Origin of the sequence: Nonomuraea sp. NPDC050733, assembly GCF_040654215.1 — a bacterium.
Lineage (GTDB): Bacteria > Actinomycetota > Actinomycetes > Streptosporangiales > Streptosporangiaceae > Nonomuraea.
This window is the reverse complement of record NZ_JBFAHO010000005.1, coordinates 161,596-175,847: the sequence shown is the minus strand read 5'-3', so window position 1 is coordinate 175,847 and position 14,252 is coordinate 161,596. Positions and strand designations below refer to the sequence as shown.

Annotated in this window: 17 protein-coding genes and 1 other RNA gene; 9 read left to right on the top strand and 9 right to left on the bottom strand. The window is 71.5% G+C overall.

The features are described 5' to 3' along the window. The first annotated feature begins 2 nt into the window (after nt 1-2). From AB0H64_RS12545 to AB0H64_RS12530, 4 genes are all read left to right on the top strand, one after another. Nucleotides 3-743, top strand: a complete 741-nt coding sequence (locus AB0H64_RS12545) for a C4-type zinc ribbon domain-containing protein (protein ID WP_357623245.1) — start codon at nt 3-5, stop codon at nt 741-743. Then, complete coding sequence (locus tag AB0H64_RS12540; protein ID WP_357623243.1) at nt 740-2,035, top strand: bifunctional RNase H/acid phosphatase; 1,296 nt, start codon at nt 740-742, stop codon at nt 2,033-2,035. Before AB0H64_RS12545 ends, AB0H64_RS12540 begins: the two co-directional genes overlap by 4 nt. Nucleotides 2,036-2,046: 11 nt before the next feature. Next, nucleotides 2,047-2,440: RNase P RNA component class A (rnpB, locus tag AB0H64_RS12535), an RNA gene on the top strand. Between the two features lie 78 nt (nt 2,441-2,518). Further along, the gene (locus AB0H64_RS12530) at nt 2,519-2,665 is read left to right on the top strand and encodes a hypothetical protein (RefSeq protein ID WP_357623241.1); all 147 of its coding nucleotides are present in this window, start codon (nt 2,519-2,521) and stop codon (nt 2,663-2,665) included. 77 nt (nt 2,666-2,742) lie between these two features. On the opposite strand, the gene AB0H64_RS12525 is transcribed toward AB0H64_RS12530, so the two are convergent. Then, nucleotides 2,743-4,092 (bottom strand): carotenoid oxygenase family protein, encoded by a 1,350-nt coding sequence (locus AB0H64_RS12525; RefSeq protein WP_357623239.1) that lies wholly within the window; start codon nt 4,090-4,092, stop codon nt 2,743-2,745. 176 nt (nt 4,093-4,268) lie between these two features. Between AB0H64_RS12525 and AB0H64_RS12520 the strand changes: the two genes are divergently transcribed. Genes AB0H64_RS12520 through AB0H64_RS12510 form a run of 3 tightly spaced genes read left to right on the top strand, consistent with a single transcriptional unit; the run spans nt 4,269 to nt 5,494 of the window. Further along, entirely contained in the window at nt 4,269-5,054 is a 786-nt protein-coding gene (locus tag AB0H64_RS12520; protein WP_357623237.1) for an aminoglycoside phosphotransferase family protein, read from the top strand. A gap of 3 nt (nt 5,055-5,057) precedes the next feature. Then, nucleotides 5,058-5,252 carry a hypothetical protein gene (locus AB0H64_RS12515; protein ID WP_357623235.1) on the top strand — a complete coding sequence of 65 codons (195 nt, stop codon included), beginning with the start codon at nt 5,058-5,060 and terminating at the stop codon, nt 5,250-5,252. Further along, nucleotides 5,249-5,494, top strand: a complete 246-nt coding sequence (locus AB0H64_RS12510) for an acyl carrier protein (RefSeq protein WP_357623233.1) — start codon at nt 5,249-5,251, stop codon at nt 5,492-5,494. The genes AB0H64_RS12515 and AB0H64_RS12510 overlap by 4 nt, the downstream gene beginning before the upstream one ends. Nucleotides 5,495-5,991: 497 nt before the next feature. Here AB0H64_RS12510 and AB0H64_RS12505 read toward each other — a convergent pair whose 3' ends face one another. From AB0H64_RS12505 to AB0H64_RS12480, 6 genes are all read right to left on the bottom strand, one after another. Then, nucleotides 5,992-6,312: a hypothetical protein gene (locus AB0H64_RS12505; RefSeq protein ID WP_357623231.1), complete on the bottom strand. Its 321-nt coding sequence runs from the start codon at nt 6,310-6,312 to the stop codon at nt 5,992-5,994. A 237-nt stretch (nt 6,313-6,549) separates the two neighbouring features. Continuing rightward, entirely contained in the window at nt 6,550-6,780 is a 231-nt protein-coding gene (locus AB0H64_RS12500; protein WP_357623229.1) for a hypothetical protein, read from the bottom strand. A 446-nt stretch (nt 6,781-7,226) separates the two neighbouring features. After that, nucleotides 7,227-8,258, bottom strand: a complete 1,032-nt coding sequence (locus tag AB0H64_RS12495; protein WP_357623228.1) for an ABC transporter ATP-binding protein — start codon at nt 8,256-8,258, stop codon at nt 7,227-7,229. Further along, on the bottom strand, nt 8,255-9,016 hold the full coding sequence (locus AB0H64_RS12490; protein WP_357623555.1) for an ABC transporter permease: 762 nt from the start codon (nt 9,014-9,016) through the stop codon (nt 8,255-8,257). Before AB0H64_RS12490 ends, AB0H64_RS12495 begins: the two co-directional genes overlap by 4 nt. A 108-nt stretch (nt 9,017-9,124) precedes the next feature. After that, entirely contained in the window at nt 9,125-9,919 is a 795-nt protein-coding gene (gene modA / locus AB0H64_RS12485; RefSeq protein WP_357623226.1) for a molybdate ABC transporter substrate-binding protein, read from the bottom strand. 11 nt (nt 9,920-9,930) lie between these two features. Then, nucleotides 9,931-10,344 carry a helix-turn-helix transcriptional regulator gene (locus AB0H64_RS12480; RefSeq protein WP_357623224.1) on the bottom strand — a complete coding sequence of 138 codons (414 nt, stop codon included), beginning with the start codon at nt 10,342-10,344 and terminating at the stop codon, nt 9,931-9,933. Between the two features lie 370 nt (nt 10,345-10,714). On the opposite strand from AB0H64_RS12480, the gene AB0H64_RS12475 reads away from it, so the two are divergent. Beyond that, nucleotides 10,715-11,722, top strand: a complete 1,008-nt coding sequence (locus AB0H64_RS12475) for an alpha/beta hydrolase (protein WP_357623222.1) — start codon at nt 10,715-10,717, stop codon at nt 11,720-11,722. Nucleotides 11,723-11,757: 35 nt separating this feature from the next. Here the strand turns inward: AB0H64_RS12475 and AB0H64_RS12470 are convergent, their stop codons facing one another. Both AB0H64_RS12470 and AB0H64_RS12465 read right to left on the bottom strand, forming a co-directional pair. Next, nucleotides 11,758-12,225, bottom strand: a complete 468-nt coding sequence (locus AB0H64_RS12470) for a redoxin domain-containing protein (RefSeq protein WP_357623221.1) — start codon at nt 12,223-12,225, stop codon at nt 11,758-11,760. A gap of 42 nt (nt 12,226-12,267) precedes the next feature. Next, entirely contained in the window at nt 12,268-12,849 is a 582-nt protein-coding gene (locus AB0H64_RS12465) for an RNA polymerase sigma factor (protein ID WP_357623219.1), read from the bottom strand. 256 nt (nt 12,850-13,105) lie between these two features. Between AB0H64_RS12465 and AB0H64_RS12460 the strand changes: the two genes are divergently transcribed. After that, nucleotides 13,106-14,200: a helix-turn-helix domain-containing protein gene (locus AB0H64_RS12460; protein WP_357623217.1), complete on the top strand. Its 1,095-nt coding sequence runs from the start codon at nt 13,106-13,108 to the stop codon at nt 14,198-14,200. Nucleotides 14,201-14,252 lie beyond the last annotated feature (52 nt).

Below are 14,252 nucleotides of genomic sequence, written 5' to 3'. Positions count from 1 at the left end.
TCATGAAAGCAGCCCCTGACGCCCAGAAGCGACTCCTCGACCTGGCAGAGCTGGACGCCGTCGTCGACCGGCTCGCCCACCGTCGCCGCACGCTGCCCGAGCTGGCCGAGATCGACGAGCAGTCCAAGCGCTACGCCAAGCTCGCCACCGAGGTGATCGAGGCCGAGACCGAGGCCGGCGACCTCGCCCGCGACCAGACCAAGGCCGAGGGCGACGTCGACACCGTCCGCGCCCGCGCCGAGCGCGACCAGAAGCGGCTCGACTCCGGCGCCGTGACCTCGCCTAAGGACCTCGCCAGCCTCCAGTCCGAGATCGCCTCCCTGCACCGGCGGCAGGGCGACCTCGAGGAGGTCGTACTGGAGATCATGGAGCGGCGCGAGGCCGCCGACAGCAAGGTCACCGACCTGCGCGCCAAGCTCGACGAGCTGGCCGCCGCCCGCGCCGCCTCCGAGGACCGCCGCGACGCCGCGCTCGTCGAGATCGACAAGGAGGCGGGGGAGGCCCAGGGCCGCCGCGCCGCCGTCGCCGGCGACATCCCCGCCGACCTGCTCGCCCTGTACGAGAAGCTCAGGGAGCAGTACGGCGTGGGCGCCGCCATGCTGCGCGGCGGCCGTTGCCAGGGCTGCAAGGTGGCCCTGTCCATCGCCGAGATGAACCGCATCAAGGCCGCCCCGCACGACGACGTGGTGCGCTGCGACGAGTGCCGCCGCATCCTCGTCCGGACCGCAGAGTCGGGCCTGTGACGTCGTACGTCATCGAGGCCGACGGCGGCTCACGCGGCAATCCCGGGCCGGCCGGTTACGGCGCCGTGGTCCGCGACGCCTCCGACGGCCAGGTGCTGGCGGAGGCGGCCGAGGCCATCGGCGTCACGACCAACAACGTCGCCGAGTACCGCGGCTTGATCGCCGGCCTGCGCGCCGTCCTGGGCGTGGCCGGTGAGGGCGCGGCCGTCGCGGTGCGGATGGACTCCAAGCTGGTCGTCGAGCAGATGGCCGGCCGCTGGAAGATCAAGAACGAAGGGCTGCGCCCGCTCGCCGTCGAGGCGGCCGAGCTGGCGCGGCGGCTGCGCGTGACGGAGTGGACGTGGATCCCCCGCGCCCGCAACACCCACGCCGACCGCCTGGCCAACGAGGCCATGGACGCCGCCGCCAAGGGCCTCCCCTGGAGACGCTCGGCCTCCGCCGACACCGAGACCCCAGCGGCGCCGCGCCCCGGGGCTTCGGGAGGAGAGGGCCGTGGGGGAGGAGGCCCGAGGCAGGGCGACCAGACGGATCTGCTCGACCCGCCCACCACCTCTCCCGGCCGTTCCGCCCCGGCCGCCTCCGACGACCTCTCGGCGCCCACGGCCTCCGTCGCCGCCGCGCAGGAGCGGCAGGGCGGCGTGCGGTCCCAGGGCACCGGCTGGGGTCCGCCCACCCGCGTGGCCACCTCCCTGCTGCTCCTGCGGCACGGCGAGACGCCGCTCTCGGTCGAGCGCCGGTTCTCCGGCCTCGGCGACGCCGAGCTGACCGAGCACGGCCTCGCCCAGGCCGGGGCGGCGGCCGAGCGGCTGTCCCGGCCGCCGTACAAGCTGGACGTCATCGTCAGCTCCCCGCTCGCGCGCGCCCGGCGCACCGCGCAGGCGGTGGCCGAGCGGACCGGCCTGACCGTCGAGGTGGACGACGACCTCAGGGAGACCGACTTCGGGGCGTGGGAGGGTCACACGTTCACCGAGGTGCAGCGGCGGTGGCCGGAGGAGCTGACCCGCTGGCTGGCCGACCCTGGCACGGCCCCGCCCGGCGGCGAGAGCTTCACCCAGGTGGCCGGGCGCGTCCAGCGGGCCTCGGACCGGCTGCTCGAACGCTACGAGGGCCGTACGGTGCTGGTCGTCTCACACGTGACGCCCATCAAGACGCTGCTGCGGCTGGCCCTGATGGCCCCGCCGGAGGCGCTGTACCGGATGCACCTCGACGTGGCCTGCCTGTCGCTGGTCGAGCACTACGCCGACGGCCGCTGCGTGGTGAAGTCGTTCAACGACACCGCCCACCTGCGATAGTCTCACGGTGACGAGCCGGCCGGGCGACCGCGTCGGGCCCCTTCACGGGGCTCGCCGAGGAAGGTCCGGGCTCCACAGGGCAGGGTGGTCGGTAACACCGACCCGGGGTGACCCGCGGGACAGTGCCACAGAGAACAGACCGCCTCCCGTCCGCGGGAGGTAAGGGTGAAACGGTGGTGTAAGAGACCACCAGCGCCCACGGTGACGTGGGCGGCTCGGTAAACCCCACCCGGAGCAAGGTCAAGAAGGGACGCTCTTCGGAGCGTCCCGCGCGCGACGTTCGAGGGCTGCCCGCCCGAGCCGCGCGGGTAGACCGCTTGAGGCCGCCGGCAACGACGGCCCTAGATGGATGGTCGCCCCTTCGGCAACGAAGGACAAAACCCGGCCTACAGGCCGGCTCGTCACTTTCACCCCTCTGACCAGGGGGCGAGGGTTGATGCTTCCTTCTTGTTCCGGCTCTGTTCCGCCAGGTCTTTCTCGATCTTGGCGTCGATCGCAGGCGACTTCCGGCTGGTCACCCGGCTCCTGGAACAAGCCGAGCGGGTGATGAAACTCAACGACGGCGTCGACCGGATCACCGCCGAGGTCATCGACGCCGTCCGCGACGCCCTTGTCATCGGAATCAGCTGACCACCCGCTGCTGTCCGTGAGATCGGCAGGATCACTTGCCAGGACGGGGACGAGCACCAGGTCTGGTTCCTCGATACTCAGACCGGGATCCAGTTGCCGTGGAAGCCCGTGGGGATGCGCACCGGGACGTGTACCTCGGCGAGCGGGGGCGCGGCCAGGTCGGCGGCGTCCAGGATGGCCAGGTAGCTCGTACCGGCGCCGCGGTCGTGGGCGAACGTCATCAGGAAGCCCTCGTTCTCACCGGTCCCGGCCCGGGGTACGAAGACGGCCTCACCGCAGGTGTGGCCTGGAGGGAGGCGGTGCACCGCCCGTTCACCGCCGCCGGTGAGGTCGTAGGCGTAGATCTCCGACCGCTCAGGCTCGGCGTCCAAGGAGAAGCTCGTCGTGTAGCCGTAACGGTGGGGCAGCCCGAGCATCGAGTCGGCCACACGGGGGTATTCGCTGGGCGCGTCGTCGAGCGGTTCCTCGGCGACCACGCCCGGCCTCAGGTCCAGCGTCCAGCGGTACACGACCGGAAGCCCGCCCTCCAGGTCGTCGGCGCCGCCGCGCCACAGCGTGGGGACGCGAGTACCGGTGACGGTGATGGTGTCGCCCTGCGGGTCCTCGAAGGCATTCATGGTGTGCCACACGTAGCACGGGGCGACGTCGAACCAGCGTACGGGCGCGTCGTCGCCGGCCGTACGCGCCAGCACGCCGAACCGGGCGCGGTGCGCGTCATCCCAGCGCCACGGCGGCCCGCCCGCCGCGGCCTGGACGTAGTCGAAGACGACCGGCAGATCCATGAAGATCACGTGGTTACGGGTGATGGCGAAGTCGTGCATCATCGTCGCGCGCGGCACGTCCACGACCCGCGTCTGCACCACCTCGCCGACGGCCGAGACGCGGTAGCAGGTCAGGTACGGCGGACGCAGCTGATAGCCGAAGAACAACAGCTCACCCGTGATCGGGCAGGTCTTCGGGTGCGCGGTCATCGGGGTCTGCAGGACCCCGTCGTAGGTGTGCACCCCGATCGTGGCGAGGTCCGGCGTCACCTCGTACGGGAAGCCGCCCTCTTCCAGGGCGAACAGCCGGCCCGCGTGCGCGATCAGGTGGGTGTTGGCCGTGGTCACCCGGTAGTCGATCCGGCCTGTCTCCTGGTCGAAGGCGAGGGCGAAGCGGGACTGGTCGGGGTGCTCGTACAGCGGCGTGCGCACGTACCGGTTGCGGTACCAGCGCGCCCTGCCGCCCTCCAGCGCGATGGTGTGGATCATACCGTCGCCCGCAAAGGAGTGCGGCGACCAGCCGGTACGCGGGTTGGGCCCGTTGCGGAAGAACTGCCCGCTCAGCTCGGCCGGGATCTCGCCGACGACCTTGGACGGCTCCAGGGTCACCTCCTCGGCGACCGGCGCGTTGTTGCCCGCGAGGTGCAAAGGCACGGTTTCGGACATGCTGGAACTCCTATCGGCATGGGTGGAGACGCCGACAACCGTGCACGAAAAAATCCGCGGACAACAGTCTTGTTCTTCCCGCCCGCCTCAGCCGCCCGACAGAGCCCCAGGTGAGAAGGGTGCTGGGCGACTCGTCCGTACACTCGAGGAGCGAAATCACAAGGGGAGGGCGACAGGTGCCTGATCGGGAGATTCTGGCCGGCGGCGGCGTCAACGAGGTGGTGAGGATCGGCGCGACCGTGCAACGTCCGACCGGGCCGTGGTCACCCGTGGTCCACGGACTCCTGCGGCACCTGCGGGCGCGGGGCTTCACCGCGTCGCCTGCGGTCCATGGAGTGACCGACGACGGCTTCGAGATCCTGGACTTCCTGCCGGGTGAGGTCAGCAACTACCCGGTCACCCCTGCGGCCGCCTCCATGGAGGCGCTGGAGAGCGCCGCCGAGCTGCTGCGCTCCTACCATGACACCACCGTGGAATATGCCCGCGACGTGATCGGCGGCTGGATGCTGCCCGCTCGCGTGCCCGTCGAGGTGATCTGCCACGGCGACTACGCTCCGCACAACTGCGTTCTCGACGGTGACAGGGTGGTCGGGATCATCGACTTCGACACCGCTCACCCCGGCCCCCGACTCTGGGACGTCGCCTACGCCGTCTACCGCTGGGCCCCCACCACCGCACCCACCAACGCCGCCGGCTTCGGTACGGCAGTAGCACAAGCCCGCCGCGCGCGCCTGTTCTGCGATCGCTACGGACTCGACGCCGCCGACCGCACCAGCCTGGTCGACACCGTCATCGCCCGCCTGCACGCCCTGGTGGACTTCATGCACGCCCAAGCCGCCGCCGGCAACGCGGCTTTCGCAGGCCACCTGGCCGACGGGCACCACCTTCAGTACCTCGCGGATGCTGCCTACCTCAACGAGCAACGGGCTGTTTTCGACAGCCAGCTCGGCCCTGGAGGATGACCCGTGGACCAGGTCGAGCGTGTCATGAAGCTCGACGAGCTCGACCGGATCACGGCCTACTCGGTGGCGGGAGAGGTGATCTTTGGCACAAGGGTCGTGAGCAAGCAGTGCGACCTGCGCATGTCGAACCTCCAGCTGAGTGATCTCGCATGGGAGACTCGAGGCGATTCGTCCAGCGAGCCAGGGGGGGCTTCGTGACCACCGAGACCACTATCGAGGCGCGGGTAAAGAAGATCATCGCCGAAAAGCTCGACCTCACGAGAGAGGTGGACCCCGTGGCCGAGCTCATTGATGACCTCGGAGCCGACGATCTGGCCATGGCTGAGATCATCGCGGCCCTGGAGCAGGAGTACCGCCTGGAGATCCCCGAGGCGGACGCTGAGGATATCCGCACCGTCGCCGATGCGATCACATACGTCCAAATGCGAGTACAGCGCTAGCAGTGGTAGCGGTCCGCGTGCTCCGGAATTCGGGATTCCAGTCCCGTTTCGCGAGGGACCACTGATCCCTTTCCGGCGTACTTGGCGGGTGGGGGGCATGTTCGGGAGCAAGACCGCCGAAACCGCAGGCCACGCCGCGGGCCGGGAGCCGGGTTTCGCCGGCGGATAGTCATGCGGCGAGTAGAGCGGATTGACGCTCAAGCCGATGCCGGTTGCGGTGAGGGGACAGAATTCACGTTCTGTCCCCTCATCCTGGGCGCGGTATCGGTCACGCGGTGCCGTTCGCGCTGCACGCCCGGCCGCAAGCAGCTGCCCCGGGCACCGGTAACCGCGCCATTCCGGTCGGTGCACCGCAGGGAGGCTCAGCGAACCCTCGGCGGCGTCTTCCCTCGGTCGCCATGACTGGCTGGAAGAGACCTACACGCGTCCGGCGTTCGGGCCGGGCCGGCCGGACGCGCGGTGTTTCCCCCGCCGCGCTGCGTGTGATCTTGGGCGTGTCAGATGGTCTCGAAGCCGGCCCAGTTCACGCGCCACTGCTGCTTCTGGGCTTCGCTGAGAGTGCGGGGTCCGTCTCCATGAAACGTCACATTAATCTGGAAGCCCTTGTTGCTGGCCTCGTAGATGGCGCTGGTCCCGGTCAGGCCGAAGTGCGCTGCAATGCCGTCCACGGAGGTGATGTAGACGGGAGTCTTGGTGAACACCGGGGCACCCCTGTCAGTGGTGTCCACGTCGAGGTAGATGCCGTCTCCCGCCGAGTTGAGCGCCCATCCCTGACCCGGACGGGTGGAGCCGGCGGCGGTTGTCCTGACAAAAGCCATGTGAATCCGTTCGTCGTCCCGATGCGCACGAATTGTGCGACAGATTGTAACTGTCCTGTGACGGATAGCTACAATCCCATTGGAAGGCTCCATGGCGGTCAAGGGAAGACAACATGCCCGACCGGAGTGGGATTGAGCAGATGCCGGTAAGCGTCCAACGTGAGGTAGACGTACTGCTCCTTGCTCCGCTTGCCTCGGCGGATGCGCAAGGACCAGCCGACAGGTCTCCGGTGCCCTTCAGCTCGAACAGCCGCAGCTCGGCCAGCGGGTCGAGAGCGCACGCCAGTAGCAGCACCCGCAGAGCGAAGTCTTGCCGTGGCGCGGCATGGAGCCGATGAGCACGTTGGCGAACATGAGCAGGGTCGACATCGGCCGGCCGCGCTGGTCGTTGCCGTACGGGATCGGCTCGAACAGGCTGACCTGACCGGACTTCAGCAGCGGCCAGGAGGGCTGCTTGGCCTTACGCATCGGGCCCCGGCCGCTTGTCACTTACGCGCGGAAGGGGCAGCGGAACGCTGCATAGGTGCGCGGCTGAGGGTTGTCGGACTTCTGGACATGGCCGCGTCTTCGTCACGTGGCCTGGCTCGACGAGGGAGCGGTAGCCGTGAAAGGCCCCGGGCTCTCCACCTTGCTGTTCCGTCTCTGTTCCGCCGGAGCACAAGAAAGGCGGCAGAACGCCGCGAAACGACGAAAGACAAAAGCCGCTTTCCCGCCCTCAGTGCCGCCCGGGAAACCCTCTGTGCCGCCCGGGAACAGGTGCCCGTACGTGCCGGACGTCTCGCTGATGGTCGCGTGACCGAGCCGGCGCCGGCCTCGACCACCTCGCCCTGGAGCAGCCGCAGACCCGTTCCGGCAGGCCGAGGGCCCGGGACGGATGGCGTCGCAGTCGTGGCGGCCGCCCGGCGGGAGCCCGTTCATGCGGGGTAGGCGTGGGTCTCGGTGGCCTTGACCGAGGCCCAGATCTGCTGGCCGGGGGTCAGGTCGAGGTCGGCGACGGCGGCGGGGGTGATGTCGGCGAAGGCGGTGATGGGGCCGTCGAGGTGCACGCGGACGTTGTCGCCGTGCCGTTCGATGCCGTCGATGCGGGCCTGCCACAGGTTGCGCGGGCTGCCGTCGGGGCGCGTCCGGTAGAGGGCGACGGCGGCGGGCGGGAAGGCGACGAACGCGGGTCCGCCGAGCTGCTCCGAGGTGTGCAGCAGCAGCTCGCCGACCTTGACCCGGGGGCCGTCGGCCACGCCGCGGTACAGGTTGAGCCCGACGAGACGGGCGACGTAGTCGGTGCGGGGACGGCGGGCGACCTCGGCCGGGGTCCCCTGCTGCACGATGGCGCCGTTCTCGATGACGATCAGCCGGTCGGCCAGCACCATCGCGTCCAGCGGATCATGGGTGACCAGGACGGTGACGCCGTCGAAGTCGGTCAGGTGGCGGCGCAGCTGGGAGCGGATCTCCAGCCGGGTGTGGGCGTCGAGCGCGGCCAGCGGTTCGTCCAGCAGCAGCAGTTCGGGCCGTACGGCCAGCGCGCGGGCGAGCGCGACCCGCTGGGCCTGGCCGCCGGAGAGCTGTCGTGGCTTGGCGGCGGCACGGCCGGCCAGGCCGACCCGCTCCAGCAGGGCGGCGGCGGTGCGGCGGGCCTCGGCCTTGGACACGCCCTGGCAGCGCGGCCCGAAGGCGACGTTGTCCAGCGCCGTCAGGTGCGGGAAGAGCAGGTAGTCCTGGAAGACCATGCCGATCGGGCGGCTCTCGGCGGGCAGCGTGTGCAGCAGCCTGCCGCCCAGGCGGATCTGACCGCCGGAGGTGCGGGCGAGTCCGGCCAGGGCACGCAGCGCGGTGGTCTTGCCCGCGCCGTTGGGGCCGAGCAGCGCCACGACCTCGCCGGGGGCGACCTCCAGGGCGATGTCGAGAGTGAAGGCGGGCCGGGTGACCACCAGCCGGGCGTCGAGGGTCATGGCGCGCTCACCCACCGGTCACGCAGGCTGGCCAGAATGACCACCGAGACGGCCAGCAGCACCAGGCTGAGCACGATCGCCGCCTCCGGCTCGGTCTCCAAGGCCAGGTAGACGGCCAGCGGCATGGTGCGGGTGGTGCCGGGGAAGTTGCCGGCGAACGTGATCGTCGCGCCGAACTCGCCCAGCGCCCGCGCCCAGCACAACACCGCCCCGGCCACCACGCCCGGCATGACCATCGGCAGCGTCACCCGCCGGAAAACCGTCCACCGCGAGGCGCCGAGCGTGGCCGCGGCCTCCTCGAACCGCTGGTCGGCCCCGCGTAGCGCGCCCTCCACGCTGATCACCAGGAACGGCATCGCCACGAACGCCTCGGCGACGATCACGCCCGCCGTGGTGAACGGCAGCGTGATCCCGAAGGTGGCCTCCAGCCACTGCCCGACCAGCCCGCGCCGCCCGAGCACGAGCAGCAGCGCGACGCCGCCCACCACCGGCGGCAGCACCAGCGGCACGGTGACCAGGGCCCGGACCAGCCGCCGCCCGGGAAACGACACCCGGGCCAGCAGCCAGGCCAGCGGCACCCCGAGCAGCAGGCACACGGTTGTGGCGACGGTGGCGCAGACCAGCGACAGCCGCAACGCCTCCAGCACGTGCGGCTCGGCCAGCCGCCGCAGCAGCGTGGACCAGGGGGCGCGGATCAGCAGCCCGGCCAGCGGCAGCACCAGGAACGCCAGCCCCAGCAGCGCGGGCACGACCAGCATCCACGGCAGCCGCCCGGAGACCTCCCGGCCCGCGGCAGGGCTCCCGGCGGGCCCGCCACGCGGACCCACCGAGCCGAGCCGTTCCGGCGCAGAGGGGCTCATCCGGGATCAGGGCCCCTCGAAGCCGGCCTTGGCCAGCACGTCCTTGCCCTGCTGCGACAGCACCAGGTCGACGAACTGCTTGCCCAGGTCACCCGCGGGCGCCTCGGCGAGGGTGGCGATCGGGTAGTCGTTGATCGCCTTGTCGGCCTCCGGGAACGCGATGCCCCGCACCTTGCCCGCCGAGGCGATCACGTCGGTCCGGTAGACCAGCGCCGCGTCCACCTCGCCCAACTCGACCTTGGTCAGCGTGGCCTTGACGTCCTGCTCCAGCGTCACAGGCGTGACCCTGAGCCCGGCCGCGTTCAGCGCCTTGACCGCCGCTGCCCCGCACGGCACCTGCTCGGCGCACAGCGCCACCTTCACATGGGGATCGGCCAGGTCCTTGAGCTCGTCCACCTTGGCCGGATCGTCCTTCGGTACGGCGATCTGGAGCTTGTTGCGCGCGAACGTGGTCGGCGAACTCGCCGGCGACGCGTCGGTGACCGTCTTCATCGTGGCCGGGCTCGCCGCGGCGAACACATCCGCCGGAGCCCCCTGCACGATCTGCTGGGCCAGCGTCGCGCTGGAGCCGAAGCTGAACCTCACCGTCGTACCCGGGTGCCCGGCCTCGAAGGCCCTGCCCAGCTCGGTGAACGTCCCGGTCAGCGACGCGGCCGCGAACACGGTCAGCTCCTCGGCCCCGCCGCCGGCGGCCGGCGAGGCAGAGGACGTGGCGGGCGCGCCGGAGCCGCAACCGGACAGGGCTGCCAGCGCGAGCGCGACGGGCAGGGCGGTCGCCCGTCGGGAGAGACGCCTGAACACGAAACGGCTCCTCACACCTGACCGGCCGCGCGCTCGTGACCGGGAACCTCCACGACGACGTTGGTGGACTTGATCACGGCGACCGCCACCACCCCCACCTCCAGGCCCAGCTCGTCCGCGGCCTGGCGGCTCATCAGCGACACCACCCGGAACGGCCCGGCGGCGAGCTCCACCTGCGCCATCACGGCATCGCGGATGACCTCGGTGACGATCCCGCGAAAGCGGTTACGCGCCGAGGAGCGGCTACCATCGCCGTCCTCCTCGATCTGCGAGCGGGCGAAGGCGGCCAGGTCGGCGCCGTCGACCCGCCGGTGGCCGTGCTCGTCCCGCCCGGCCTCCAGCCGGCCTGCGTCCACCCACCGGCGGACCGTGTCGGAGCTGACCCCGAGCAGGGCTGCGGCCTCGCTGATCCGAAACGTCGTCACAAGACCTCACGATACCTTCCGCACATTCCAGCCTGGATGCCCGATCCCCATCGCATCAGCGGCATGGTCTACGACCCGTCCATGGCATCCGCGAGACCACGTCCCGACCCTTGGTGCCTCCCGCCGCGGGCTGCCGACCACGTCCGCGGACCAACCGGGCTGTCGTCGCCGCCCACACCATCCCCCGCCACCACCAGGTAATGCGGCCCACGGTGTGCCGCAGCGATACTCGGGACACGCGCCTGCGCCGGACACCCGCCACATGGCGGGCAACGTCCGCCACGTAGCGGTCGATTCATCCGTCCGCCCCGCCGATGATGATGCACAGCGCCGCCGAACGGCTGTGACGCCCCTGACATCGGAGAGACTCATGAGCACCGACCCGTCCTCCCGCCGGACAGGCTCCATCGTCGGCGAGCCGCCGCCGTTCGACCCGGAGCTGGCGGCGGCGCTGCCGCTGATCAACGAGCACATCCCCCCGTCGATCACCTCGGACGTCCTGAGCACGCTGCGGTCGGGGGCGGCGGAGGCGGGCTTCGTCATCCAGACCGACCTCACCCGGGGAGGGACGTTCCACGTCGAGGAACGGACGGTGCCCGGCCCCGCCGGCGAGCCCGACATCTCCCTGCTGGTGTGCCGTCCGGTGGGAGCGGACGCGCCGCTGGCCGCGCTCTACCACACGCACGGCGGCGGGATGATCGCCGGGGACAACCGGGTCGGCATGGAGGAGCTCCTCGAATGGGCGGCTGAGCTGCGGCTCGTGGTCGTGTCGGTGGAATACCGGCTCGCACCGGAGCACCCGCACCCCGCGCCGGTGGAGGACTGCTACGCGGGCCTCGTATGGACCGCCGAGCACGCCGAGGAGCTGGGGATCGACCCCGAGCGCATCGTCGTCGCGGGCGCCAGCGCCGGTGGGGGACTGGCCGCGGCGCTCGCCCTCATGGCCCGCGACCGCAAGGGCCCGGCCCTGGCCGGCCAGCTCCTCATCTGCCCGATGATCGACGACCGCAACGACACCCCCTCCGCCGTGCAGATGGCCGGACTGGGCGTCTGGGACCGCACCAGCAACCACACCGGCTGGACGGCACTGCTCGGCGAGCGGCGCGGCGGGCCGGACGTGTCCCCGTACGCGGCCCCGGCGCGCGCCGACGACCTGTCCGGCCTGCCGCCGGCGTTCGTCGACGTCGGCTCGGCGGAGACCTTCCGCGACGAGGCGGTCACGTACGCCGCACGCGTCTGGCAGGCCGGCGGACGGGCGGAGCTGCATGTGTGGCCGGGCGGGTTCCACGGGTTCGACGGGATGGTCCCGCACGCCGCCATCTCGCAGGACGCCAAGGCGGCCCGCCTCCGCTGGCTGCGCCGCCTCCTGAGCGCCTGACACCGCGTGACCCCGCCCGGGACGACGACGTACGGTCATGCGGGGGCGCGCAGACCCCGCACGGCCGCAGTGATCCCCTTCTTGTCGTAGCCGCTGGTGGGCATGGTGGCGCCGTGGGCGTGGCGGACGATGCCCCGGGAATCGACGAGGATGCTGCCTGACTGCTGCAGCGAGCCGAAGACCTTTCTGCTCAAGCCGATCATCTCGTGCGGGGTGTCCCGGCGGCCGACGAGGACGGGGAACGGGATCCGGCGCCGGGCCTTCCACGCGGCCGCTTCCTGACGGCCCTCGGGAACCGCGACGAACACCTGGACGTCGTCGGCCGCGAGCTCGTCGCGGCACCGGACGAGGTCCTGGACGTGCCTGTTGCAGATCGCGCACGACGTGGACCGCATGAAGTAGATCAGCACGGCATGACCGCCCCGATGGTCGGACAGGCGGACGGTCCGGCCGTCGGTGTCCTCCAGCACCAGGTCGGGCGCGGGTGATCCGGTTTCGAGCATGGCGGGGCTTCCTCTTCGGTCTCGGGTTGCGGAAATGCGGGGCTACAGCGGGGCGCCGGTGGCCGCGGGGTCATGCGGGTCTTCGGCGGGGCCGGTCGTGCCGCCCAGGCTGAGCCGCAGCGTGGTGCGGGCCCGGTGCAGCTGGGACTTCATCGCGGCGTTGCTCAAGCCGAGCGACTCCGCGACCCTCCGCCCCGGGTGGCCCAGGACGTCTCGCATGATCAATACTCTGCGCTGCACAGGAGGCAGCTCCTGGATCGCCCGCGCGACGCGTTCGGCTTCCAGGCGCCGGATGGCCTCGTCCTCGGCCGACGTCGCCAGACCGGCTTCGGCCTCGTCGTCGCGCTCGATCAGCACGTGGGCGCGGCGCAGGCACTCGTTCCGGACGATCCTGAACATCCAGGAGGCCAGTGCCCCGGTGGCGCGCAGTGAGCCGATCTTCCGGTAGAGGATGATCAGCGCCTCCTGCGCGGCGTCCTCGGCATCCTGCGGGGACGCGCAAAGATGCTCCGCGAAGCGCCGCACGTGAGAATGGGCGCCATGGAGCACCGCGGTGATCGACTCGCGATCGCCGGCCTGCGCGGCCTTGATGAGCTGCGTGCTCGCCCAGGATCGGTCAGCCACGTCCACGCCCTCGCTGTCGCCGGAACCAGGTCCTGAACAGTGCCTGCCGCACCCCCGTCATCACGACGTCACCCCTCCCCTTCTCCTGCCTCAGTGTGGCCATCACCTCATAAGAGGGCCCCACACCGGGAAAGGATTCGCCGCAATCGCAGCCGATCTCGCCGGGCGCACACGGAGCAGCACGCCGACACGCCTCAGCCCGCTCCGTTTCCCGGAGTGGAGCCGCACCTTCTTCAGGGTGAGGCAGAATGAGCCGATGAAGGACCTCGTGGGGCGAGTATCCGCGCTCGATCCCGACGCCGGGGCGGCCGTCAAGGTCATCGCCTACTTCGACCGGCTCGGCGAGACACGGGCCGGCCTGGAGGCGATCGTCCGTGCGGCCGCCGTGCTGGCCGGCTGCCCCGCCCGCCTCGTCGACGACGCGCGCCGTCTGCGCATCCGAGCGCTGTCCGACGGGCGGCACGAGGACGCCGCCACCCCGCCCGACCCCGGCTGGCCGACCGAGCAGGTGCGGAGCGGCTCGGCCCGCCTGTGGCTGGAGCGCCCGACGCCTGCCGGGCCCATCGACGCCATCGTGCTGGAACGGGCCGCCGTCGCGGCGCGCGGCGTCCTGGACCGCGCCTGGGGCGGTGCGGCCGGCCGCGCGCCACGCGAGGACCCCGCCCTGGTGGAGTTGCTGCTCAACCCGGGCGCGTCCGGCCAGGCCCGGCTGCGCGCCGCCCGGACCCTCAAGCTGGAGGAGAACGCGCTGTTCCGAGCCGTGGCCGTGGCCGGCGGCGCAGCCCGGATCGAACGGAGCCCGACACCATCCGCGCGCCCCGAGCCGGGCACGCGCCAGGGACCGCCCGAGCGGCTCGGGGTCGGCCGTGCCGTTCCACTGCTGGAGCTGCCCGAGTCGTTCCGCTCGGCGCGTCTGGCGTTGCGGCTCACGGCCGAGGGCACGGAGCAGGACCCCGGCCCTCGGGTGGTGTACGCGGACGACCTGGGAGCGCTGGAGCTCCTGGCCGCGGCGGTGGACCCGGGCAGCCGGCAGGACGTTCCCGACGTCCGGGCGCTCGACCGCGCCGGCGCGGCGGCGCCCTGGATGCTCGCCACGCTGCACGCGGTGGCCGAGGCCGCGAGCGTGCGGTCCGCCGCCGGCGAGCTGACGATCCACCACTCGACCCTGCTGGACCGCCTGACCCGCGGAGAGCACCTCCTGGGCTGGAGCGTGCGCACCCCTCAGGGACGGCTGCGGCTGCAGCTGGCCTTCGCCGTACGACGCCTGCTCCGTCACCCGGACCCGCGAACGCCCTCGCCACCAAGCCCGTCCCCCGCCTGCCCGTCCCCCGCCTGCCCGTCCCCCGCCTGACGGCACCCCGTGCCGGCGGATCACCGTACGGCCGGGATGCCGGCGAGACGGG